The 23,915-nt window shown below is 37.5% G+C and carries 25 protein-coding genes; 18 read left to right on the forward strand and 7 right to left on the reverse strand.

Annotation, left to right across the window (positions count from 1 at the left end; genetic code table 11):
* Window positions 1-50: 50 nt before the first annotated feature.
* Entirely contained in the window at window positions 51-1,352 is a 1,302-nt protein-coding gene (locus AQ505_RS10835; RefSeq protein WP_062548197.1) for a paraquat-inducible protein A, read from the reverse strand.
* Window positions 1,339-2,658 carry a paraquat-inducible protein A gene (locus AQ505_RS10840; RefSeq protein ID WP_082461492.1) on the reverse strand — a complete coding sequence of 440 codons (1,320 nt, stop codon included), beginning with the start codon at window positions 2,656-2,658 and terminating at the stop codon, window positions 1,339-1,341. The genes AQ505_RS10835 and AQ505_RS10840 overlap by 14 nt, the downstream gene beginning before the upstream one ends.
* A gap of 271 nt (window positions 2,659-2,929) precedes the next feature.
* Here AQ505_RS10840 and AQ505_RS10845 point away from each other — a divergent pair, with 271 nt between their 5' ends.
* The gene (locus AQ505_RS10845) at window positions 2,930-3,925 is read left to right on the forward strand and encodes a 2-hydroxyacid dehydrogenase (RefSeq protein ID WP_062548198.1); all 996 of its coding nucleotides are present in this window, start codon (window positions 2,930-2,932) and stop codon (window positions 3,923-3,925) included.
* A 54-nt stretch (window positions 3,926-3,979) separates the two neighbouring features.
* Here the strand turns inward: AQ505_RS10845 and AQ505_RS10850 are convergent, their stop codons facing one another.
* A complete protein-coding gene (locus tag AQ505_RS10850) occupies window positions 3,980-4,795 on the reverse strand; it encodes a siderophore-interacting protein (protein ID WP_062550971.1) in 816 nt (271 codons plus the stop codon).
* Between the two features lie 125 nt (window positions 4,796-4,920).
* Here AQ505_RS10850 and AQ505_RS10855 point away from each other — a divergent pair, with 125 nt between their 5' ends.
* The 4 genes from AQ505_RS10855 to AQ505_RS10870 all read left to right on the forward strand — a co-directional run bounded on the left by AQ505_RS10855 (window position 4,921) and on the right by AQ505_RS10870 (window position 7,607).
* Entirely contained in the window at window positions 4,921-5,757 is an 837-nt protein-coding gene (locus AQ505_RS10855) for an AraC family transcriptional regulator (protein WP_062548199.1), read from the forward strand.
* Between the two features lie 106 nt (window positions 5,758-5,863).
* Entirely contained in the window at window positions 5,864-6,556 is a 693-nt protein-coding gene (locus AQ505_RS10860; protein ID WP_062548200.1) for a helix-turn-helix transcriptional regulator, read from the forward strand.
* 92 nt (window positions 6,557-6,648) lie between these two features.
* Window positions 6,649-7,041, forward strand: a complete 393-nt coding sequence (locus AQ505_RS10865; protein WP_062548201.1) for a RidA family protein — start codon at window positions 6,649-6,651, stop codon at window positions 7,039-7,041.
* An 8-nt stretch (window positions 7,042-7,049) separates the two neighbouring features.
* Window positions 7,050-7,607, forward strand: a complete 558-nt coding sequence (locus AQ505_RS10870; RefSeq protein ID WP_062548202.1) for a YdeI/OmpD-associated family protein — start codon at window positions 7,050-7,052, stop codon at window positions 7,605-7,607.
* A gap of 13 nt (window positions 7,608-7,620) precedes the next feature.
* On the opposite strand, the gene AQ505_RS10875 is transcribed toward AQ505_RS10870, so the two are convergent.
* Entirely contained in the window at window positions 7,621-8,733 is a 1,113-nt protein-coding gene (locus AQ505_RS10875) for an acyltransferase family protein (protein ID WP_062548203.1), read from the reverse strand.
* Window positions 8,734-9,060: 327 nt separating this feature from the next.
* On the opposite strand from AQ505_RS10875, the gene AQ505_RS10880 reads away from it, so the two are divergent.
* Window positions 9,061-9,876, forward strand: coding sequence for an SDR family NAD(P)-dependent oxidoreductase (locus tag AQ505_RS10880; RefSeq protein WP_062548204.1), 816 nt, complete (start codon window positions 9,061-9,063; stop codon window positions 9,874-9,876).
* 77 nt (window positions 9,877-9,953) lie between these two features.
* Complete coding sequence (locus AQ505_RS10885) at window positions 9,954-10,850, forward strand: helix-turn-helix domain-containing protein (protein ID WP_062548205.1); 897 nt, start codon at window positions 9,954-9,956, stop codon at window positions 10,848-10,850.
* A gap of 10 nt (window positions 10,851-10,860) precedes the next feature.
* On the opposite strand, the gene AQ505_RS10890 is transcribed toward AQ505_RS10885, so the two are convergent.
* On the reverse strand, window positions 10,861-11,853 hold the full coding sequence (locus AQ505_RS10890; RefSeq protein ID WP_197286353.1) for a helix-turn-helix domain-containing protein: 993 nt from the start codon (window positions 11,851-11,853) through the stop codon (window positions 10,861-10,863).
* Between the two features lie 404 nt (window positions 11,854-12,257).
* Here AQ505_RS10890 and AQ505_RS10895 point away from each other — a divergent pair, with 404 nt between their 5' ends.
* From AQ505_RS10895 to AQ505_RS10905, 3 genes are all read left to right on the forward strand, one after another.
* A complete protein-coding gene (locus tag AQ505_RS10895) occupies window positions 12,258-12,875 on the forward strand; it encodes a hypothetical protein (protein WP_062548207.1) in 618 nt (205 codons plus the stop codon).
* Between the two features lie 420 nt (window positions 12,876-13,295).
* Entirely contained in the window at window positions 13,296-13,562 is a 267-nt protein-coding gene (locus AQ505_RS10900; RefSeq protein ID WP_157262303.1) for a hypothetical protein, read from the forward strand.
* Entirely contained in the window at window positions 13,559-14,038 is a 480-nt protein-coding gene (locus AQ505_RS10905; RefSeq protein WP_062548209.1) for a nucleotidyltransferase, read from the forward strand. Before AQ505_RS10900 ends, AQ505_RS10905 begins: the two co-directional genes overlap by 4 nt.
* 537 nt (window positions 14,039-14,575) lie before the next feature.
* Here AQ505_RS10905 and AQ505_RS10910 read toward each other — a convergent pair.
* Window positions 14,576-16,168 carry a DUF6119 family protein gene (locus AQ505_RS10910; RefSeq protein WP_062548210.1) on the reverse strand — a complete coding sequence of 531 codons (1,593 nt, stop codon included), beginning with the start codon at window positions 16,166-16,168 and terminating at the stop codon, window positions 14,576-14,578.
* 268 nt (window positions 16,169-16,436) lie between these two features.
* On the opposite strand from AQ505_RS10910, the gene AQ505_RS10915 reads away from it, so the two are divergent.
* From AQ505_RS10915 to AQ505_RS10950, 8 genes are all read left to right on the forward strand, one after another.
* On the forward strand, window positions 16,437-18,587 hold the full coding sequence (locus AQ505_RS10915) for a DEAD/DEAH box helicase (protein WP_062548211.1): 2,151 nt from the start codon (window positions 16,437-16,439) through the stop codon (window positions 18,585-18,587).
* Window positions 18,587-19,309, forward strand: a complete 723-nt coding sequence (locus tag AQ505_RS10920) for a DUF2290 domain-containing protein (RefSeq protein ID WP_062548212.1) — start codon at window positions 18,587-18,589, stop codon at window positions 19,307-19,309. Before AQ505_RS10915 ends, AQ505_RS10920 begins: the two co-directional genes overlap by 1 nt.
* A gap of 114 nt (window positions 19,310-19,423) precedes the next feature.
* Window positions 19,424-20,569 (forward strand): hypothetical protein, encoded by a 1,146-nt coding sequence (locus AQ505_RS10925; RefSeq protein ID WP_062548213.1) that lies wholly within the window; start codon window positions 19,424-19,426, stop codon window positions 20,567-20,569.
* A gap of 58 nt (window positions 20,570-20,627) precedes the next feature.
* A complete protein-coding gene (locus tag AQ505_RS10930; RefSeq protein WP_062548214.1) occupies window positions 20,628-20,915 on the forward strand; it encodes a helix-turn-helix domain-containing protein in 288 nt (95 codons plus the stop codon).
* A 415-nt stretch (window positions 20,916-21,330) separates the two neighbouring features.
* Window positions 21,331-21,585: a helix-turn-helix domain-containing protein gene (locus AQ505_RS10935; RefSeq protein ID WP_316839275.1), complete on the forward strand. Its 255-nt coding sequence runs from the start codon at window positions 21,331-21,333 to the stop codon at window positions 21,583-21,585.
* Between the two features lie 3 nt (window positions 21,586-21,588).
* Window positions 21,589-21,918: a hypothetical protein gene (locus AQ505_RS10940; RefSeq protein ID WP_157262305.1), complete on the forward strand. Its 330-nt coding sequence runs from the start codon at window positions 21,589-21,591 to the stop codon at window positions 21,916-21,918.
* A 4-nt stretch (window positions 21,919-21,922) separates the two neighbouring features.
* A complete protein-coding gene (locus AQ505_RS10945; protein WP_062548217.1) occupies window positions 21,923-22,471 on the forward strand; it encodes a BfmA/BtgA family mobilization protein in 549 nt (182 codons plus the stop codon).
* A 3-nt stretch (window positions 22,472-22,474) separates the two neighbouring features.
* A complete protein-coding gene (locus tag AQ505_RS10950; protein WP_062548218.1) occupies window positions 22,475-23,467 on the forward strand; it encodes a DUF5712 family protein in 993 nt (330 codons plus the stop codon).
* A gap of 162 nt (window positions 23,468-23,629) precedes the next feature.
* On the opposite strand, the gene AQ505_RS10955 is transcribed toward AQ505_RS10950, so the two are convergent.
* Entirely contained in the window at window positions 23,630-23,902 is a 273-nt protein-coding gene (locus AQ505_RS10955) for a hypothetical protein (protein ID WP_062548219.1), read from the reverse strand.
* Window positions 23,903-23,915: the final 13 nt, after the last annotated feature.

Genomic DNA, 23,915 nt, shown 5'->3' on the forward strand with positions numbered 1-23,915 from the left:
CATCATGCTAAGCCTGGCTTTTTTGCAGCTAAACTACATTGATCTGAGGGTTATTTTTCAATCGGTTTAATGCGCTTTAAAATCAATGACAATACCGATACATACACCACATAGGCGACAAATATATAATAACCTGGCTGCAAAGAGGTGTTGTTTTGCGTAACCGTCGACAGTAATTCTTCCTGTATATTTAAGCTCGACAGCTGACTTTGCAAAATGCCGTTTAAGCCAATATACGTCATCGCAATGCCAACCACCATAACATCCGCCATATCCCATTTGCCTAAATCCAAGGCTAAAAACCTAACCAGTTTATGATCGGCATATTTTTCCCTTCCCCATATCAAGATGCCCTTACCCACCATTCTTAATACCGGTAAAATGATCACGAAAAGCATAATCAGGACGCCAACCAATACTGAATCAGGTTTAGGCTGCTGAACTAAGGACTCAATTATGCCAATGATACTCTTACTTTGAAAAAATAATACCTGGTTGTTAAAAGCCAGCTTTTCACTAAGCAGCGTGAAGTTCAAAGATTGAATGCGCGCGTCAACTTCTATGATGGAAGCTGAGATACCTACCAATAAAAGTACAAATGCAAACAAAAGTGAGAGAATATATAGTGTCGTATGCAGACGCACCTGTTTTTTGAGGAACAACCAAAGACTGAGCGCCAGTAATAAACAGCCAATCATTGCATAGGTGTACTGGTATAGCAAAGTTTGAATAGTATTCAGTTTTGAATTGATGGTTTTCTCAAAGGCAGGGGTGTTATTGACATGGTACTTTTTATAAATATGCCTTTTCACGGTAACGCTGGCAGGCTCCGTATTGTCGAAAGTTTCCTTTTCCAGCTGGTCAACTTTACTGCTGATGATGCTTTTTATCCTTTTCTTACTCGCAGGTTTATTGATTCTCTCTACTATCGTAGCCGCGAATGTGGGTACTTCAGCCTTGATTTCTTCCGGGTCAACGATCGCATTGAAAGCCAGTTTTTTGAGTTTGCCACCAATGCTCTTCTGTGGTTTGTTGACCTCAGCCACCGCCTGATCTACGAGACCGTTTAATTGTTTAGCAACCTTTTTCTGAAGCTCCTTTTTCTGCAAAGAGGTCATGTTAAACTCATTGACTTTTTCATCAACCACCGCAGCCATTTTCTCTCGCCATTGGTCCACAGATAAAATACCAAAGGTGATGTTGTTGGCCACACTGTAATCTGTTTTAATCTGCTGTTGCTGACTAGAAAGCGCAGACACACGGTAACCAAACCAAGCTTCTGCGCAAAGCAGCAGCGTCAGGCCAGCTATAAGCAAAGATTTGGATAGGACTGTTTTTCTAGTGACTTTCATGCGGGGAAATGAATTTTAGTATGGTCGATAACACAAGACCGTATAATACAAAACTGATAAATATGATAAATCCAGGCTGCAGCGCAGTATTGTTGGTAGTGATGACATTTAAATCGTCACTTTTAATATTCAGGCTTTTCAATTGGCTGTCTAATAGTCCGTTTAAACCAATGTAAACCATCAATATTGCGATAACGATCACGTCTGCCATGCTCCATTTACCTGACTGAAAAGCGAAATACCTGATGATGCGGTTCTTAGCAATTTTCTTTTTGCTGAGGAGGTGAATGCCAGTCGCACTCAATTTCATGATCGGGAAGAGGATGCTGAAAATTAAGATTAAAACCCCAACTAATATCGCATCCACAGCTGGCTGTGCGATCAATACACGGACCACATCCAGGATACTTTTGCTCTGAAAAAACAAAACCTGATTCTCAAAGACGACATGTTCCCCCAGTACCACAAAATCTACTGCCTTAATTCGTGCATCCACCTCAATCATAGAGGCTGTTAATCCTATAAATAATAGAATAAATGCGAACAGCAATGACATGATGAAAAGGGTGCCATATAAATCAGCCCGTTTTCTTAAAATCCACCAAAAGGATAACACAATCGCAATGCAGCCCAGCATCGCAAAGGAGTAATTGTAAGTGGCAGTCCTGATCTGTGAAAGTGAGGAAATTAGTTTGCTGTTTAATTCCTCATTAGAAGAAGCCCCGTATTTTTTATAGATCTTTTCAGTCGCAGCCTTTGTCGCGGCTACAGTACTGTCCAGAAACTCCGCTCTCTCTAACGCATCAAACTTCGACATCGCCACTTTGCTGAGCTGTTTTTTATTCTTGGGATTATATACTTTCGCAATGATTTCCTTTGATAAAGAAGGTGCCTTTTTCCTGAAGTTATCTGTGTTTACAAAACTCTTCACTAAAAATTTCTTAATCTTTCCATCAATAGTTTTTTTTGGCTTATTAATGAGCGCTTCCGCCTTATCAATCAGTGCAATGATGATTTGCTCGACTTCCTTCTGCAAGTCTTTCTTTTGCTTTGGACTGAGGGTGAAATCACGGATCTGGTGACTGACAATCCCTGCTACCTTATCCCGCCATTGCTCTACAGAGAACAATCCCGAGCTTATATTATTGATATTGGAGTAGTCTTCCTTAATCTGTTCCTGCTGCTCTGAAAGCTGATGTAACTGGTACCCAAAATATCCTTCAGCACTTAATAAAATTGCAAGGCCGAAAATCAGCAATAGCTTAGAAAAGGCTGGCTTTTTTTTGGAAATAGGAGGTTCATGCATCGGCTTCGAAATGGACTTATTTTAATACTAAATTTAGAGGTGCTATTGCGCTGCCCTGGTTTGGAAATGTACCATACAGCAGCTATTTTATTTCTTCTGATGAACAAAGCCAGATTAGGATTTGTTTTAAATCCATTTAAATGAATTGAAATAATAAAAAGAAATTGAGCAAATATAAAAGGGTTAATAAATAGTGAAATATATAAATATGCCTATCTTCCCCAGATGGCATTATAAATGCTTAAAGTATTATCTATAACCCATTAGATTTATGAAAATTGCAGTTTTTAGTACGAACCAATATGACGAAGATTTTTTAAGCCAATACAATACCGGCCATCAAATCACTTTTTTTAAAGTATCCCTTTCCGAAGAATCTGCAGTCTTAGCGGCTGGATTTGAAGCCATTTGCATTTTCGTTAATGATGTTTTAAATAAACAGATCCTTGATAAATTACAGCAGTCCGGTTTAAAATTAGTGGTATTGCGCTGTGCAGGATTCAACAATGTTGATGTCCAATATGCAGAACAATTACAGATTCCGGTTTTACGCGTTCCGGCCTATTCTCCAGAAGCAGTTGCCGAACATGCCATGGCGCTGATTTTAACACTCAACCGCAAAACACATAAAGCCTATAACCGGGTTAGAGAAGGCAATTTCTCCCTGGAAAAGCTAATGGGTATAAATTTAAACCAGCGTAAAGTAGCCGTTATTGGAACAGGGAATATCGGACAAGCCTTCTGTCGGATATTGAAAGGTTTTGGTTGCCAGATTAAAGCCCATGATCCTTTCCCATCCCTCGAAATGCAGGAGCTCGGAGTAAAATATGGCACCCTGCATGAAACACTGAAAGATGTGGATATCATTACATTGCACTGTCCGCTGACTGCCGATACCCAATATTTAATCAATGAACAGCGCCTCAAATTGGTTAAACCCGGAGCAATGCTGATCAATACCAGTAGAGGTGGACTGATTGATACCAAAGCCGTTATTCTAGCCTTAAAGTCCGGTGGGATCGGTTCGCTTGGTCTGGATGTTTATGAACAGGAATCGGATTTCTTTTTTCATGATTTTTCAGAATCAATCATTCAAGATGAACAACTGAGCCAATTGATTTCTTTCCCAAATGTATTGATCACGGGTCATCAGGGATTCTTGACGCAGGAAGCCCTGACAGAAATCGCTAAAGTGACTTTTGGTAATATTGATGCTTTCCAAACCGGATCACCATTGGTCAATCGTATTGTAAAGGAAGGATCTTGATCCTAACCTTTACAATAGCTGCCCTGTTATGAAATGCCTTAAGCATATACTAATTTATTGCTTTGAAACTAGCCTTCGTGCTTCGGCCGACTGATTTTCAGATTGACCCAGCTTCCAATAGGAGTAGGCCTTCCAGTCATTTCTGCTCAGCTCTGGCTGGGCTCTCAGGAAATGCTGAATTTCAATGATCGCCTGAGACTCGGCAGCAGCAAAAAGAAATTTGGTTCCATGGCTAGGGAACTTTGCCCAACGGAATACCTCCGGAAGGCTGGAGCCCAGACCCGGCGTTGGATTGAATAGCCAAACTACGTTTACGCCTGCTGGGTGTTTCAGCTCCATTACATCTTCCGGTCCCTGAACTTCAATCAGCACTTCGCCAATAGCATCGTCCTGCATAGATTCCAACAGTACGCTGATGACTGGCAGGGCAGTATGATCTCCAGCAAAAAGGTACCAATCGGCACGCTGAAAAATCTTTTTCTCCTTTTTTTTCATCATTACGCCTAGCTGATCGCCTATTTCGGCTGAAATTGCCCAGGCAGAGGCAGGCCCTTCCTCACCATGTGCAACAAATTCAATGGTCATTTCCTGTTTTTCCAGGTTTAGGTTTCGTAAGGTATACGTTCTCATAACCCCTGCTGCAGCTTCATTGTGTGTACTGGCAGCTGCTCCAGGAGCTGGAAAAATAACCGTTTTAGTACCTCTGGCAGGGATCAATAGCTTATTATTGTCGCCAACCTCCGCGTTTTTAAAGTTTTTCAAGTCCTCACCCTCTAAAACCACACTGATGTAGTGTGGGCTGAGAAAAGTTTTTGATTTTATAGTCAGTACGGCCCTCATCAATTCAGGCTTCATTTTTTCTTGCTTCATATGGTCATTCATAATAGCGCAAAGGTAGATCAGGCAAAAGCTATGCATTTGTACATTTCTAATAAAAATTGGTACTTTTCATATATTATTATGGTTTAAAGTGTTGTTATTTATACCTTTAATCTATGAGGTCTTTAAGGCAATTCAGTGCAGTAAATGTGCAGCGTGTTATTTTTAATGAAGGTGCAGAGCAGGATGTAGTCAACGACTTTTACGAGTTCCTCTATATTTGTTCAGGAGCGGGTAAATTGAGAAAGGACGGGCAGGAAGTCAGCTTTAAAAATGGTGATATCTTTTTTATCAACCGTAGGAAGGAATACTATATTTCGGCGGATACTGAGGTAGAACTGATCACGATCCGATTTACCGAGGCTGGAAAAAGGGTGCTCAGGAGCCTGACTGACCAAAATAGTAATGTCATCGTTTCAGTTTCTAAAATTAAGTCTTCAAAAAACTTAAAAGTTCGATTGCAAAATGAGGACCTCGCACTTGCCGAAAAAATAGTTTTCCTGATGCTGGACATGAATCAACATCCTGAAAAAAATGAGAACTTGTTTTATTTTCAACTACTCAGCCTTATTGCTATCATTGAACGCAACCTTTCCTTCGGGGAGATTAAAAATGAGAAAAACTCAGGTCCGCAGTTAATTGATAAAATCCTAAAGCACATCCATAAAAATTTAAAAGATCCGAAAATGCTAAGCCTTTCTTATATGGCTGAAACTTTTCGAATGCCATTGCATCAGTTGCCTATTTATTTTAAACAGGAAATGGGCATTTCGATTAAAGGATATATAGGTCGTGAGAGATTAACTGCCACAGCTTATTTGTTAACCCATACTGCCGATACCATTTCACAAATCTGCCGCTCATTTGGCTATGCCGATGAAAGTCATTTTTATAAGCGCTTTAAAAAGGAGTATGGTTTGAGCCCATCTGACTATCGGTTGAAGGCATGCTGATGAAATAAACGATGTTTATATAAATGGTATGTGTATAATTGCAGCCCCTTAATTAAAGGTGCCAAACTACTGAAAAACTGATGGTCGACTTGAATAAAACGAAATAATGATTGATAACGACACGAAAAGACTCTCCCGTTTAACCGCAATTTTGACTCAATTACAAACACGGCGTACACTGACGGCAACTGAACTGGCCAAAAAGTTTTTAGTAAGTACCAGGACCATATATAGAGATATAAGAGCGCTGGAGCAGGCTGGCGTACCTGTTTTAACGGAAGAAGGGAAAGGCTATAGATTGATGGAAGGCTATCGTGTTCCGCCAGTTATGTTTACCGAAAAACAGGCTAATGCTCTTATTCTCGCCGAACAATTGGTGCTTAAAAACAAAGATACCTCATTTGTAAATGACTATATCGAGGCTGTAGAGAAGGTCAAAGCAGTGTTGGGCTATAATGTTAAAGATAAAGCGATGTTACTTGCTGAACGCACCCGTTTTGAACTAAATGTAAAAAGCGCAAAAAGCAGTAATAACCTGTCCGATCTTCAACTTGCCCTAACCAATTTTCTTGTCATTAAAATTGAATATATAAATGAAGCTGGAAGTATCTCTGATCGATTCATAGAGCCCTTTGCTTTAGTCAGCACAACAGAAAATTGGTTGTTGATTGCATGGTGCCGCCTGCGCACTGAATTTAGATACTTTCGGATAGATAGAATCCGAAAACTGGACATCCTCGATGAGAAATTCAATCCACATCAGATGACTTTACAGCAGTATTTCGATAAATACTATTAATTAGTTTTAACCCCTGACATAGGATTGTCATCCGCCCCGCTGATTTTTGTGGTGTTAATACTTAAATATTACTTAAACAAAAACAATTTAAAATGCAAAAGCGAACAATCGATTCATGGAAATGGGCTGAAGGCACCAACTCAGTACAAGCCGTAGAAATTAAACAATGTGAAGGAACCCTTTATTGCTCTGGTCAGGTGGCTATTGATGCAAATGGAATACCAAGCAGTGGTAATATGAGAGAACAATTTATCCAAACCACACAGAATTTAGAACAATTAATCAAAGAATCTGGTTACGAATGCAATGGAATTGTAAGGTTAAATGTATATACCACTTCAAATAACGAGTTTTTCAGTTCTTGTGTTGACCTTTATCAGGGCTGGATCCAAAAGCACAATATTAAACAAGCGACAACACTGATTGAAGTGGCAGGATTATTTGCGGGTTTAACCATAGAATTGGAAGCTACGGTAGTAAAATAATATAGTTTATGCAAAAAATGGAGATAACGCGTATTTGTCCAGAAAGCAGAAGTGCATGGAGACAGTGGTTAGCCCAAAACTCAATTGATAAACAAGCCGTATGGCTTGTTTATTACAAAAAGAAATCCGAATCAACAACCATTACCTGGAACGATGCTGTGGAGGAAGCCCTTTGTTTTGGCTGGATAGATGGTGTCAGAAAAACTATTGATGCCGATACATTCATGCAATACTTCTGTAAAAGAAAGGCTAAAAGTACCTGGTCAAAGATCAATAAGTTAAAAGTTCAGTCCCTGATTGAACAGGGGATTTTTACTCCTGCAGGTCATAAAAGCGTAGAGATCGCAAAAAGCAATGGATCCTGGTCAATTTTAGACGATGTAGAAGAATTGATCATCCCCTTAGATCTGGAAAAAGAATTTGAATCCAGACCAGGGTCAAAGGAACTCTTCTTAAGTCTTTCTAAATCTAAAAAGAAGGAAATTTTGCAGTCGCTGGTCCTTGCTCGTAGACCAGAAACGAGGCAAGCAAGAATTATTAAGATGGTCGAACTGATCCGTGGTTAGTGCTTAGCCCATCTTATCCCAGCTTTTTTCTCAGCCATTTGCGAACCGGTTCATCATACCATTTCAAACTTGCATACGCCAAAATAATACTGCCAATCAAGATCAATAAGGCATAAGGCCAGGCTTGCAGGATAGTAATGCCTTTATGGTTGCTGATCCAGGCGACGTAAAAATAAACCAGCGGATAATGTACCAGGTAAAGCGGGTAAGAGATGTCTCCTAAGAATTTGCAGATCTTATGCTCATTCTGTGAATGTACCAGGCTACTGGCACCCAGATAAACGATGAGCGGAAAAATGATAATGACACATACTGATTCATAAATTCCATTCATCCAAAGGTGCTCAGTACCACCTATGCGTGGCATATATAATACGATGGCGATCATGAGGCTGCACCATAAAAATGCATGTTTAATCCTGGTGGGTTTCGCCATTCTTGAAAGTAGCAGACCTGCAAAAAAGGGAAACATCATCCGGGTCATACCTATACGAACCTGTTCAGTAGTCAGCGTCCAACCGCCACTGAGATCTCCATTGGGGCTGCTGATCGCCAAATGAGCGAGCGCTATAGCCGCAATCAACACCAAAATCCCCAATGCTGTTTTTGAGAACTTCCTGACGCCGACAGCATAGAGGATATTAGCGATGTATTCAAAGAACAATGACCAGCCAACGCTATTGAGTGGGTGCATTTCTTGCCAGCCTCGTATGTCCATTGATAAGGGAATAGGCAGCACAGTATAACCGATGAGCATCACCAGCAGCATTTTCCAAATGGGAACAGTATGAATGAGCGGCCAGATCGTTGAATCTGTATAATAAAACCCGATTGCACCGAGCGTCATGCCCAATATTACCATCGGCTGAAGCCTTTCGATCCTCCGTTTAAAAAAAGTACCGATGGTCATTTTTTGCCAGCGGTCGTCATAAGCATAACCGATCACAAAGCCAGACAACAGAAAGAAAAAGTCGACAGCCAGATAGCCATGGTTGACCAGGATATCCAGGTGCCCCGTTCCTAATGGCTCGGCCAGGTGAAAGGTGACTACGATGATGGCTGCGACGCCACGTAATCCATCTAATATTGGATAATGCGGTTTTACGGAAAGGGAATTGTGATTCATTGTTTTTTGGATATGGAACCTGGTGTTTATGAATGGTGCAAAAGTCCAGCGTGTCCATCTGTTTGTTAGATTGCCGTTTATAAGTTGTTGTTAATCGACTTGTGAAACTAGTTAAATAAAATAGCTTGATTTGATCAAATAGTCTCAAAATCCCGATAAATAGTCTCATTTCTATTTGTAACTGAGGAGGGAGCTACACAATTCGCGTTATTCAAACATGCAATTCAACTACAAATAAACGGGAATATGTATCATACAATCCTCCTTTTGTATAATGCTTAGGCTGCATGGCTGCGATACCTTTGCTTTATCAAAAAACATATTCTAATGAAAAAGACAATTTTAATAACCGGAGCTTCTCGTGGGTTCGGAAAAATATGGGCAGAGGCCTTCTTAAAACGTGGCGATCAAGTAATTGCTACAGCCAGAAATATTGAATCGTTAAAAGGACTGGTCGAAACTTACGGCAGTTCAATGCTTGCTCTGGAGTTGGATGTCACCAACAGGGCACAAACTTTTGAGGTGATCGGTAAGGCGCATACTCATTTTGGAGGATTGGATGTGGTCATTAACAATGCCGGTTATGGTCTGTTTGGTACGATTGAAGAAGCCTCTGAACAGGAAGCTCGTGAGCAATTTGAAGTGAATGTTTTTGGCACCTTATGGCTAAGTCAGGCAGCAATACCGCTGATGAGAGCGCAGGGGACTGGGCATATTATTCAGGTATCCAGTGTTTTAGGAATTGCCTCAATCCCGAATCTAGGGCTATACAATGCTTCAAAATGGGCAGTTGAAGCATTAAGTGAAGCAATGGCGGCAGAGATAAAGCAATTTGGAATTCATACCACTCTGGTAGAACCTATTGGTTATTCTACGGATTGGTCTGGCGCTTCGGCCGTACATAGCAAAACCATTGATGTTTACGATGGGCTGCGAGCTGCAGTGTATAAAGAAATGGAAAATATGCCATTTGGTCATCCAGATGCCACTGCTGACGCAATCTTAAAAGTTGTAGATGCAGAAGTACCACCGCTTCGTATTTTCTTCGGTAAGACCGCATTACCCTGGATAAATCAGGTTTATGCTGATCGCTTAGCCGGTTGGGAAGAATGGAGTGAAGTATCAGTGGCAGCACACGGATAAAAATACTTAAAGGCACCTTTATAAGAAAAATCTATGTCGTTTGACCTGGGTTTTTCTTATTTTGTAATTACAGAACTATGAAACATTTTAAAACCATCAGTGAATTATATAGTTTAAATGGCTTTCCGCCACCGGAAAACCCTTTGCTTGGCTTAATTTTGTGCTCGCAGTTGAGTACCTGTTCACTTGCATACTCAGAGTTTACAAGCGATTTTTATATGATTGCACTCAAAAAGATGAAGTCAGGTACATTTCTTTATGGCAAAACAAAGTACGACCATGATAACGGCTCTCTATCATTTGTAAAGCCAAGGCAGATCATTAAGCTAGAAAATATTGAATTGGAAGAAGAAGGTTTCATCATTTACATTCATGAAGACTTTTTGCTGAATCAGCCTCTCCATACTGAAATCAAAAAATATGGCTATTTCGATTATGAAGTTAATGAAGCACTGCATTTGTCACCCAAAGAGGAGGAGATCATCTGGGATTTGTTTTACAAAATACAATCAGAATACAACAATAATCAGGATGAATATACCAGGGACATTATGATTACTCATATAGACTCTATCCTGAAGTATGCACAGCGCTTTTATAAAAGACAATTTTTAAATCGTAATGTGTTTTCAGGAACTATTATTTCGAAGTTCAATGATACGTTGAAAGTCTATTTTGAAACTGGGAACCTGGAAAAGAAGGGATTGCCAACTGTGAAATACATGGCCGATCAACTGAGTATCTCAGCCCGTTACTTAAGTGACTTACTTAAACAGGAAACGGGTAAAGCGGCTTTAGACCACATCCATCTTTTCTTAATTAATGAAGCGAAAAATATATTGATGAGTACAAATAATACCGTGGCACAAACTGCTTATCAGCTTGGCTTTGAAAATCCACCTTATTTTTCCAGGATGTTTAAGAAAGAAGTTGGCCTTACTCCAATTCAATACAGAGAACAGTTTTTGAATTAGAAAATTAAACTCATTTTAGGTAGGATTTTTGGTATTCTGCGGGCGTCATACCTGTTGTTTTTTTGAATGCAGTAAAGAAGGTCGATTTTGAGCTAAAGCCACTATCGTATCCTAAACTCTCAATAGTATAGTTGTTTTCGGTTTCCAATAACTTTTTTGCTTTTTCAACTCTGTATTCTCTAATGAGATTGGAGAAAGATTTGCCAAGTATTTCATTTAGATACTGAGACAATAAATGCTTTGATACTTTCAGTTCTTTTGCGGCTTCTTCCAGTGTAAAATTTGGATGGAGAAATAGTTCTTTTTCAACGATGATGGATAGTTTTTGGCCAATGAGTTCCAGCGTTTTTTCGTCAATCTCTTTATTTTTGTATTTCTCTTTTTCTTGAAAGAAATTGATTCCATTACTAGCCCTGAAAATTAAAAGTAACACATTTACATACAAGATAAATGTAAATGACAGCGCTCCAGCGATGTAAGAGGTGTAAGCAGAGGTGGTATAGGCCAGCCAAATCAAGGTAACACCCAGATATATACTCAGTACCCATATATCTATTTTACGCAGGTTTTCTTTGCCTTTAATTTTTTGAATAACAGGATGAATACTTTTGAAGGATAAAACAATGTAAATCATCCATTGCGCAGATATAGCCTTTATGATCCAGGTTGACCAAATTGTACGATGTTCAACATAAGGATAAAAAAAACCTAAAATTGTGAGGATTGTCAGATAAGGGATCACATGTTTGGTCCAACTTGGTTTTTCGTCTTCTGAGTACGTTTTGAGGTATAAAAATAGAAATGGACCAATCAGAACACAGGCCGAAAGTCCAATTTGAATAAAAATATTGGATAAATTAGGATTGAAATAAAAGAACACTGATTTTATAATTCTGATGCTTAGAACTAACAGCAGCAAGGATAAAAAGTAATTTGTGAAAATCTTCTTTTTAGCGTTTATGGCAAAATATATGGAAAGTAAGAGGCCATTAAAAGCACCCAAGGCACTAAAAAAGAAAAGAAACTGACCTGATTCTGTCATTATTTGATAAAGTTAATTGGTGGTATATATATGTCGCAGATAAACACTGCCTAATGCAACAAAAAATGTCCTTGAAGGTAGTTATTTTTACAAAAAAATAGAGGATGTATGATTGCTATAGTATTTGTATGCTAATAAGCCATTATTCAAAAAGATGCAACTGTTTAAAAACGTTATTTTATTGATTAACACTATTATGAACTAATTAAAGTAAATTCTGTAGTTTTGGGAGATGAAATTGTTTTCATGTAAATAATTTTCAATTTTTTTAAAAACATGTCAGTGAAAATAAATGCCGACTATCGCCAATATGTAAAAACTTGTACGTCATTTTAGGGTGACAGTATAACAGCAAACGATAAAATATGACGGTAAAGAAAATACATTACGTTTCGGGCCTGACGATAACAATTTTTATAGGATTACATTTATTCAATCACTTTTGCAGCATTTTTGGTGCAGATAAACACATCGAAATAATGAATGCCTTGCGGCATTTTTATCGTAATATTTTTATCGAAGCAATTCTGCTCATTGCGGTGTTTATTCAAATTGTTTCAGGACTAAAACTTTTCAGGACAAGTAGGGAAGCAGCCATCACCTGGTTTGAAAAGCTTCATATCTGGACGGGCCTTTATTTAGCAATTTTCTTTATAATTCATTTGAGTGCTGTTTTTAGTGGACGATATTTTTTGCACCTCGATACTAATTTTTATTTCGGTGTTGCAGGACTTAATTCATTTCCAACTAACTTGTTTTTTATTCCATATTACGGACTTGCAATTTTTTCTTTTTTTGGACACATTGCTTCCGTTCATAGTAAGAAAATGCAAAAACAAATTTTTGGCTTGACGCCAAATATACAAGCAGCCATCATCTTGACTTTTGGCATTCTTTTGACACTGACAATATTCTTTGGGTTGACAAATCATTTCCATGGAGTTACAATACCTAAAAAATACAATATACTCATCGGAAAATGAAAGCCAAAGCAGGACAACGTATTAGCAAAAGACAGACAGAAGTTTTAAGTTGAGCTTTTTGCAGCCACAGATCCTATTCCTTTTTTTAAACAGAATCAATGCAGTTCTTGGTTAGGACCTAAATGCAATAATCCTCAATTTTCATTGAGACTTTCCTGATCCCGCTGGGATTCTCAGCTAGTGCGAAAATCAGCGTTTATTCATTATCCGTAAGCTTTTGAAATTGGTACTAACCGAATCGCTTACCTCTTATTTTGTACGTTTTAGCTGCAAAGGATATGGGGTTGAAATACGTAATATCTTTCAGGAAATTCATATATTTACATTTGAATCTAATTAAGACTATCGAAGTACTACAGCGTACAAAGTAGAAAAACTTAAGAATCTTCATTCAGAAAAAGAATCATTTTATGAGTGTGATTGAAGGCACAAGAAATCAAATACATAATGATTGCCGCATATATTTTACTAAATGGTATGGTGATGAATAAGACAAAAGACAGGATACGAATTTTCAACTCATTTGAAGAAGCTAAAGCAACTGAAATTCAGAATATCATCAAGCAATCACCTATTGATCGTTTAAGGCATACTGTTGAGCTTATTTTACGTGTATATCAAGTAAGTAGAGAAGACCTAAAGAGTCGAACTGCAACAGGTAAAATTAGAATAATCAAAGCCGGATGAACCTTTTTATTGAAAAACATCAAGGCTTACTAAAGGAGCTTTTATTAAACAAAGTTGATTTTATTGTAATTGGTGGCTATTCTGTAATATTTCATGGCTACGCAAGAAGTACTGGCGACGTGGATTTATGGTTAAGACCAGATAATGTAAATAAGTTGAAATTGTTAGATGTTCTAAAACAAATGAACTTTGATGAAGAAGACATACTACATATTGCCGAACTTGATTTTAAAAAACATATTGTCTTTTCAATGTGGGATGAACCGGAAAAAGTAGATTTCCTGACTAGAATTAGCATGATTGAGTTTGAGCAGGCCGATCAGAGAAAAATTATTGCAGATATTGATGGTGTAAAAATTCCGTTTCTTCACCTTAATGACCTAGTATTGTCGAAATTTAACACTGGTAGATTAAAGGATAAAGCGGATATAGAAGAATTGCAAAAAATACAAAAAGAAAAAGGGAGTATTACATAAGCATTAACCTCATAATCATTCCATGTTCAGCAAATAACTCCTTTGTTATGGATGGGATTTGATTTATAAAATTGCAAGAAACTCATTTACAGGTTGTTTTCTTGGTGATACGCCTCAAAGGACTAAAGCGGTAATCATCGATGAAAAGAATTTCTTGGGAAATCAACCCGTAAAACCTAGGTTCTCTTATTCTTATTGTTTTACAATTAATGGTGAGAAATATGATTTGATCCATTACCTACTCCTAGAACTTTAATTGAAGTAGGTTTAAAACACAAAATCCTCAGATTTCTCTGAGGATTTTCGTGATCCCGCTGGGATCAGAACCTAGCCCTGAAATCAACGGTTAAATAGTATCTAGTGTGGTTTTTAAATTCGACTCACCGAATCACTCACCACTTTTTTTATACGTTTTAACTGCAATTATTATCTAATAAATATACAAATAAAATTTCCTTTTTAAAAATAGGTTTCAATTCTCGTTTACCTTTGTTCTTAGCTATTTAAATGCATGAGGATACTTGGGAATAATGCGTTTTAAGGTAAAGTAACGAAAGTCAATTGACATTCATACCCCATTAGCTCTAGATTGTTTTCAACTACATCCCTGAAAGAAACTTTGCTGAAAAATGGAATATCTTTTTTCTGTGTTTTTCCTAGTACGATTGCAAATGTCACTTTGCAATCTGAAGGTATATATGGCTCAGGAATCACATTCGGATTACAACCGTGGGTATTAAGATGTTTTCTGAACTCTATACGACTACTTATATCCTGTTTTAATAATTGTCCGCTAAAAGACCCCTGTCGAAAGAGATGGCTTAAGGACGGAGAAGTTTTGCCCATCTTTACGTGTATGAATGTTTTTGTTTTACTGTCGAAAACATCACACGCTTCATTTTTATCCTTACCTATACTAAATGGCTTTGATTTTGAATTACCAAGGTCGAATAAATATCTGTCATTATTGGCATCACTAATTTCTTCGTTATATACACTTTCCTTTATTTTGCTCTTTGAAGGAGTTGGAAAATCATGCGGATCTAAAACCCTTTGTTTATAGAATTCGTTAACCACATTAAAAAAGGAAGGAGCTACTGCATACCAGTTACCTTCGGAAAGAATATACTTAATATTATTAAATTCAGTTTCCCAAGATAAACAACGCTGCAATGGCCAATCAAGTTCTTTCGAATGAGCATCACTCACTAGATTGACCTTAAACTTGTCGATATTTTCTAATGACATTTCCTTGATGGAAGTTCCCACGCTTTTCTTCCAATCTGCCATATCAGGCATTTCAAATGCGTTTTTTTTATTCAGCCGAGTTCCATCACCTGTAGAAAAGATAAAACCGTTAAATTCAAAAATGGCTTCATAATATACTGGAGGAGAAAAAAACATATCCTCAAATTTACCAGCTTTGAGTGTTTTAGCTAATAGTTTGGTAAGATGATCAATTAACGATCTATCTCGAACCATGGCTATATTGTCTATCCAAGGGTAATCTAGTTTGTAGTTTTTTGAATTATAATAGGTTAAGACTTTTTTACATAGAGATTTGAGTTTAAGGAATCCCTCTACACTCTTAGTGACTCTTAAGCTATCCTTTCCTTCCAATGCTTCACCAAGTTCATGGCCTTTAGGGAGTTTTCCAACTATTCCACGTAAAATATCTTTCTGCTTATTTATACCGAAATCTTCTGGGCTTGAACCTATTACAGCCTGTTTTTTTGTTTTTTGAGAATTCGTCTCTGGTGTTGTGGTGTCAATTTGTCTTATTTCTGATTTTGGGATGCAGTTAATAGCGGTTTTAAGCCCAAAATTATAATCCGTTTTTGTTAAATCTATCATATGCAGTCCCATGCCTAAGGGGATTGCTAAAAGCCGGTTATCAATCTTCAATACCAATACGGCATACGAAGACGAGTTTTTAAAAGCTTTTGTGCTAATTTCAAAGTTTTCGGCTAGATAATCAGCCCAATCAGGAGTTGTACTCTTACTAGCTTTGTAAAAAAGTGTTATCCCGTCTTTTTCTTCTGAAATTAATCGGTATTCTTTCTTGAAAATCTGTTTTGGTTCTATTACATTTTCCTTGATAAGGTAAATAGTAGGTTTGATCGCTGCCATACTAATACAATTTTTTTTGCAATGTGTTTTTTGATCGGTATATGTAAGGGCAGCTGTTGAGTAACAGGTTGCAATAAAATGAATATCCTTTAAAAGTATTCTTCTGAACCGGATAGGTTTTTGTTTTTTTGTATGTCATATGAGAGCTTTCCTATTTTTAGGATTACTGGAAGGTAATGATAATTACTTTCATACCACAAAAAAATGAACTTCTAAAACGCTAATCGTATATTCACGAACTTTATTGTACCTTTTTTATCACTCCCATATGCTTGAAAGAAATATTAATGAAACATTACTAAATAATGAGCCAAGTTCTAAAGCTTTGGTTCAAATGCTTCTAAATATAGATGAGAAGAAAACCTTAGGTCCAACGGCGTTGTATCATCATTTCCCTTTATATCCTGATAATCTTTCAGACAAATTAATTACTGCGAATATTTTATTTTGTAGTCAGAAATTTGGAATTGTAATTTTTAAAAGTATTGATTATTCAAATAGAACGGAATTAAATATTTCTGAAATTGTTGATGAGTTAGATCAAATTGACAGATTGATATATGCGAAAATTATAAAAGATGCACCTGATCTCAGGAAAGGAAGACGTGAACTAAAGCTAAATATTACAACAATTGTTTATTTAAATAATTTCAACAAAGATGAAGATGAGGTTATTGAATTTGGTGATTTTTTAACTGTAACATCTGAAATTGAATTGGATTCCTTTATTAGATTCTATAAATCTCCTTTAACAGATGCAGAATACAAAGATTTAAAGGCAACAATTGAAGGTTCTAAGGCAATACCGAGACCAGCGGAAAGAAAAACGAGTACAAATTCTAAAAAAGATAGAGGTTATATCCTCACTTTAATTGAAAATGAGATATGTAGTTTTGATCTAGAGCAAAAACGTGCTGCACTATTAACAATTGACGGTGCGCAAAGGATAAGAGGGTTAGCAGGATCAGGAAAAACAATCATCTTGGCGATGAAGGCTGCATTATTACATCTTCAAAACGATCAAGCGGATATTTTATATACATATTACACAAAAACGCTTCATGACATAGTTAAGCGCCTTATAACTAGGTTTTATAGGCAATTTGCGGAAAAAGATCCTAATTGGGATAGAATTCATATTATGCATGCTTGGGGAGGCAAGGGTTTAGAGGGCGTTTATTACAATGCCTGTAATGCTAACTATATATCACCAATAAATTATACTGATGCTAAATCCTCAAGTCAAAAAGATCCTTTTGAGTACGTTTGTGAACAGCTTAATGAAGAAATCTTAATTCCATTTTATGATTATGCATTGCTAGATGAGGCGCAAGATTTTCCAGTCACATTTTATCGTCTTTGTAGGCAGTTAACGAAGAACAATAGAGTCGTCTGGGCATATGACGACTTTCAAAACATCTTGCAAGTTAATCTTCAGAGTGAAAAAGAAACATTTGGAAAAGATGAGAATGGGGACTGGCATATAGACTTTGATAAAAAGGATGACGAGTTACAAGATATAATTCTTCATCAATGTTATAGAAATCCAAGAAAAATACTAGTTACAGCATTCGCATTGGGGCTTGGGATTTATAATCAAGATGAGAATAATAGGGTTCAAATAATTCAAAGACTGGAAAGTAATGCACATTGGAGTAGTTTGGGTTTTGAAATAGAAGAAGGTGATTCTAATGTTGGATCAAAAATGGTAATTAATAGACCATTGGAGAATAGCCCTTTACTGAAGAATGAACTTTTGGATGATGAAGATGAAATAATTAAGATATTATCATTTTCTTCCAGTGATGAAGAATGTAATAAAGTTTGTGAATTAATATTACAGGATATCGAGAGTGGATTAAACCCTGAAGATATCTCGGTGATATGTTTAGATAATCTTTACGCAAAAAGATATTTTTCTGACATTTCACGTTGTTTAACCGAGAATGGCTTAAAAGTTTTTAATCTATTGACCGCTCCAAATGATAATACGATTTATAAAATAAAGGGGCACATTACTCTATCTACAATATTTAGAGCAAAGGGGAATGAAGGCGGTAGTGTTTATGCATTAGGTATAGATACGGTGTTTTCACCAACTAAAAAAAATGATATTACTGAAAGAAATAAGCTTTTTACAGTTATTACAAGAGCACAGGGATGGATAACCCTCACAGGTACGGGTAATCTAGATCAGTGTTTAAAAGAATTTGACCTGCTTAAGAAAAACAATTTCAAGTTGATTTTTATACAACCTAGTGAGGAGGAGGTAAATACTATAAGACAGGATATAAATAAGAATCAATTCAACTTGAATAAGTTGGATAAAATGGCAGAAGAGCTAGCTAAAAATATGGGCGTTACTAAAGAAGAACTTTTAGGGACTTTTATGAACGATAAAAAAGCGAAAGGAAGATAATGTCAGAAATGAATTTCAGCAATTCAGTTAAGGAGGTGCAATCATTTTTAAAAGAAATAGGCTTATTTAAAGAGCAGGGAGTGAAGGTAATAAATAGAGATGATGTCTCAGGAGAATTTAAAAATGCATCTCAAAAGGCTGATTATTTCAATTTGTATAAAGTCGCATTAAGGAATTTTGACTATGATATTTTATTGAAAGATGATTCAATATTTCAGTTTTCATATAAATTTAATGGTTCATCTCCACCAGATATCAGATTTGCTTTCTTTCAGAATCCGAGACAATATAAGTCGTATGATGATTTCTTGGAGATACTCACAGAGAAAGGTTTAATAGAGAAAGAAGGAAATGAAAGTATTAGTGATTTATTAGAAGAAGAATATCAACAGTTTCTTACTGAGCAAAATATAAATGAATCATCAACATCTATTAGATTTGATGTCGATGCGACAGCATACAAGCCTCTTATTCATTCCACGGCTCATTTCCATATTGGTCATAAAAATAATGTTAGAATTCCTTGTAAGATTATTTTATCTCCTTTAAAGTTTTCAATATTTATCATAAAACACGTATACTATACAGTATGGAAGACAAAAATCGGGGAACCAACGGGTATATTAGCAACCTCCCTAAGTAATTCAAAATCTACTTGTTTAAAACTGCATCCATTGTCATGGGATCAGATTACAGAACAAAAAGAAATGTTTTTTTCATAATTATTGGTTTTAACCACTAAAATCTAGGAAAAGGTTTGAATTCTGGTTTAAGAATCTGAATACCAGGCGGAAATAATATGGTTTTTCCCTAACGGGTAATTAAATATAAGTTCTATGTTTTTTCATCACCTCAAAAATTTCAGTCCTTATTCTGGTCATATCTATAATGATATGAGAGTGCCTTTAATTAAAAAGCATGACAGGCACTTTAGCAAAAGCCCTCATCGCTTCGATTTGATGGATAGATTGGGTTATTTTCCCTTTAAAGAACTAATCAGAGGTGGTAGAGCTTATTTTATCAGTGATCTAGACCTGTTTGATTTTTTAAGCATGGACGAGCGTACTTTTGAAAACTATGTCACAGATTTTTTTCAAGACTGGGACATTTCAAAACAAGACATCTTTTTGAAGAGTTTTTTAAATGGCTATGATACTGGAATAATTGACTACGAAAGAAACATAGGGACATCATATCAGACCTTGCCACAGGAGCAAAAAATGCAGTACCTACATACCTTCTGTTTATACTGTCTTGATTTTCTTTATTTCGATGGTGATCTGGATGAGCATCTTTTCCATAACCTGGGCTATTTGCAGGCCAGTCTGTATCGGGGGTTTGTGGAGATCAATAATATAGAAAGTATTCTGGCTGGCAGAAGTGTTGGCATACGTTTACATTTTGATAGTTACTTGAAAGTACTGAGTAGTGCAAAAGCAAGAGGAGAAATAACACCAACTATTTTAACGGAATCGGAGGCTGTTAATGAAAGTGCTATACCAATCAACACCCGAATTGAATTACTATGTGACCTAGAAGAGGTCAGAACAATATGGTGGGTACTTACCGCACCAATCAAAACTAAGAACGGCGTTCAGGATGCTGTTTTCAACGTTCAGGAAATAAACCGTTTTTTAGGTTCTGCTTTTAGTTCAGGGGCATTTCCAGAGGCTTTTAAAACCGGAGATGAATATATTGAAAAACGAACTTCAAAAGGAGATATGAGGAGCATATTGAATGCGTTGATGTACGTCACTTATCAGCTGAATCATGAACATAACCGAAGTGCTAATCTAATTGAATATGCAAGTAGCTTAATACAGCATTTTCCGGTGTTTTCGGGCTCAAAGCCCGAAAGTGTCAAAAGTGTAATGGCGACCCATACCCCCAACGGGATGAAAGTACTGAAAGATAGCCAAAGTGTTAATCCTCATGTGGAAGAAATGATAAGTGTCCTAAAAAAACATAAAATATTACATTAATGTCATTGCGGTTATAACTCTTTTTGTACCATTACTTTGTACTCCTAAACGAAATATTATGAACAAAGAGAAAGTGTTATTTACTGCTTTATCTGAACAAGAACTATCCGATATAATGGAAAAATCTGTTAGAAGTGTTATCGGTGATAGTGAAATTATAGCCTCCGGTACAGACCAGTTGCTAAATGCTAGACAAGCTGCCAAGCTTATCAATTACAGAAGACCTACACTCTATGGGATGGTCAGAACTAACAAGATCCCTTATTCCAAGACAGCAGGTAAATTGCTGTTTTCACGGAATAAATTACTCCAGTGGATAGAAAAGGGCAATCATAAACCAGCATAAAAATTTCTCGGCGTGAGTAGGCTATGTATCTATATAGCTGGTAGGTTGTATATCCGGCTAAACGTATAGCTATATAAGCGTATATCTGGATATACGGCCTATCAAAAATTAAAAACACAGCAATTAACCTGACACCCAGGACAGTCTTTGGCTATATCAAATGACCAGTTCTCATGCTATGGAAAGGCGCTTTAGGCAGTCAATCCCCTTTCAGGGGTTTGAGCAAGCGGAAGTTGGGCAGCGCCCTACTTTCTTGCCCTTAAGCTATCGCTAGAGGGGTCTAAAGTATACTCCGGGTATACTTTGGGCAGGTTAAGACCCTGTAGGGTACTATAATGGTATACCCGTCAGTATACCAGATGAAAACAAACAGATTCAGCAGGAAATATTCAGCAAGAGGAGAAGCATTATGAAAATGGACATCATTACAATGGAAGATCTGCAACAGTTTAAAACTGATTTTATGCAGGATATCAAAGACCTTCTGGCTGGGAACAAAGAAGGTCAGAGCAACAAGGAGTGGTTGAGAAGTGCAGAAGTCAGGAAGATGCTTAAAATATCAGGTGGTACTTTACAGAATCTTCGCATAAGCGGCACGCTTCCTTTCCGTAAAATCGGAGGCAGTATGTATTATGATAAATCGGCAATCGTAAAAATATTGGAGGGCTAAAATATGGAAAACTATAACATGGACTATCTGAATATACATAAACACGCATTAAGTAAATACTTTGAATGCATTGCATCGGATGAACGTTTGTTTGCAAGCCATATTAGCTTGTGTATGGCTTTATTCTATTTCAGTAACGGAGAACATCCCAGATCAGCCTTTCAGGTGAGCCGGCCAAAGTTAATGCGTTTCTCGCGTATCAGGTCAATTGCCACCTACCACAAGAATATCAAGGATTTAACGGATTATGGCTATATCGAATATAAGCCATCGTGGCATCCTGTAAATGGAACACAAATCAGGCTGATGATTGAAATAATGGACAAGGATTAAGGTTATGGAGGATGTCAATATAAAATCTATCCGCTATCCCATAGCTGTAGACGTAAAGCTGGAAAGCCTTAGTTTGAAATTCGGGCGCACCAAAAAGCTGTTTTTTGAGCAGATGGTGGACTATTTTTATAAAAGTAAGAAAGACCCTAAAGACCTCAGCGATGAGGTGCTTAAAAAGGAGCTGTCGAATGGGAACAGTCGTATTATTTCCTTTGTCCGCAAGCAGGAAAGTGATTTCCTTTTACCCACTTTTTCGAATTTGGGTAAACTGCTGATTCTTTCCAATGCACACAGCAAGTATTTAGAAGGCCTGAGCCAATACGCAGTAAGCGATGAATCACAGACCAGAAGAATTATAGCTGGTATGATGTTACTTGAAAAAGCAATTGTAAAAACGCAGACGAACCTGGACGAGAAGGCGGTATTAAAAACGAAGTTCAGTAAAATACTGGAAAGATATATCAGTAGTCGGGAATCATTAGGCTGGACGGATTCATCCGCTAAAAAAGAAGAATTGCAAGGTCTGGCACGGGAGTCACTTAAAAACATATAGCCTATGTATATCAATATCACTGCATCAGAATCAGGGGATAATAAAGGAAGTAGCGGGGCGCTGGTCAACTATCTGGAAAAGGAAAACCACCTGCAACCTGAAAAAGGATCGGCTTTAGTACAGGAAAACTGGTTTAACGGCAGTGGTCAGGAAATCGGGAGGCAGGAAGTCAGAATGAAAATAGACCGGAACATTGCAAAACTTTGCCGTGACGACAGTAAATTTTTCCTCATCAATATCAATCCCAGCCAGAAGGAACTTGCGCACCTGCTTGCCAGATATGGCGGGCAGGGTGCAAAGGTCAAACTAAAAGAGTTTGGGCTTAAAGTGATGGATGAGTATGCCAGAAACTTCAAAAGAGCTGGGATTGACAGTCACAAAGATTTATTATGGTTCGGTAAGCTTGAAAATTACCGTTACTATGGCTTTAAAGATAAAGAGGTCAAAGAAGGGACAAAACAAGCAGGTGACCACAAAGGGGGCTGTCAGATGCACCTGCAAATTATTGTTAGCCGTAAAGACATCTCAAACCGGATCAAATTAAGCCCACAAAATACCTCCAGAGGAAAGAATAGGGAACATTCTGCAAAGCTGGGGCAGTTTGACCGCACCGCCTTTAAGCAGTCTGGGGAAAGCTTGTTTGATGATGTTTTTGAATTTGACAGGGGCTTGAAAGATACCCTGACTTATGCCAATACCATGAAAAATGGAACTGCTATCCAGAAGATGCAAATGCAGACTCTAGGGGATCTGCCTCCGCAGGGGGCTGAAACAGGCAGGGTGATTTTAGATTTAAGCAAGGGCGTTGCAGGTGGGCTATTCCAGAGTTTCGGGGATATGTTGGTCGCAGGAACAAAGGCGGGTGCAGGATTGCTCAGTTTACTACTGTCAGATGTTTATGTGCCAAACCAAGCAGATCCGGTAGACGATGGAATGCTACGAAGGAAAAAAAGAAAGAGTAAAAGTAAAGGGCAAGATATGGGGCACAGCAGGTAAGTGCTTTGTATAATCCTTAAACCCATTTAAGATAAAGGTGTTTTGCAGGTGTTTCCCCCCGCGCAAGAGGGTGGCCTGCAAAACACCTTGCCCGCGCTGGCCTTTGCACAGTTTTGCGGGGGATTTACGGAAAAGACAGCAGGCTGAAAACAGGTAAGTAGCCTACTGACCAAGGTGCAATGCTTTTAAACTTTCAGAAGTTGGATTCTGGTAGGCCAGTGTACCCTGCTCAAATTCAAAGAGCTGTTCCATGAGTACCACCTTTTCGTATGGAATATCCTTACTTTCCTCTAGCAGGATCTTCCGATAATTCTGGAAAGTATTCATGGAAATCCCTAGTAGCTCCGGTAGCAAATGCATGGCTTTCCGGTATTGTATTATGTTTAGTGCGTGTAAATACTCATTGATTCTGTATTTGTTGATAGGCTTGTTCATAGTGTTTAATTTT

The sequence above is a fragment of the Pedobacter sp. PACM 27299 genome, from assembly GCF_001412655.1.
Taxonomy (GTDB): Bacteria; Bacteroidota; Bacteroidia; order Sphingobacteriales; family Sphingobacteriaceae; genus Pedobacter.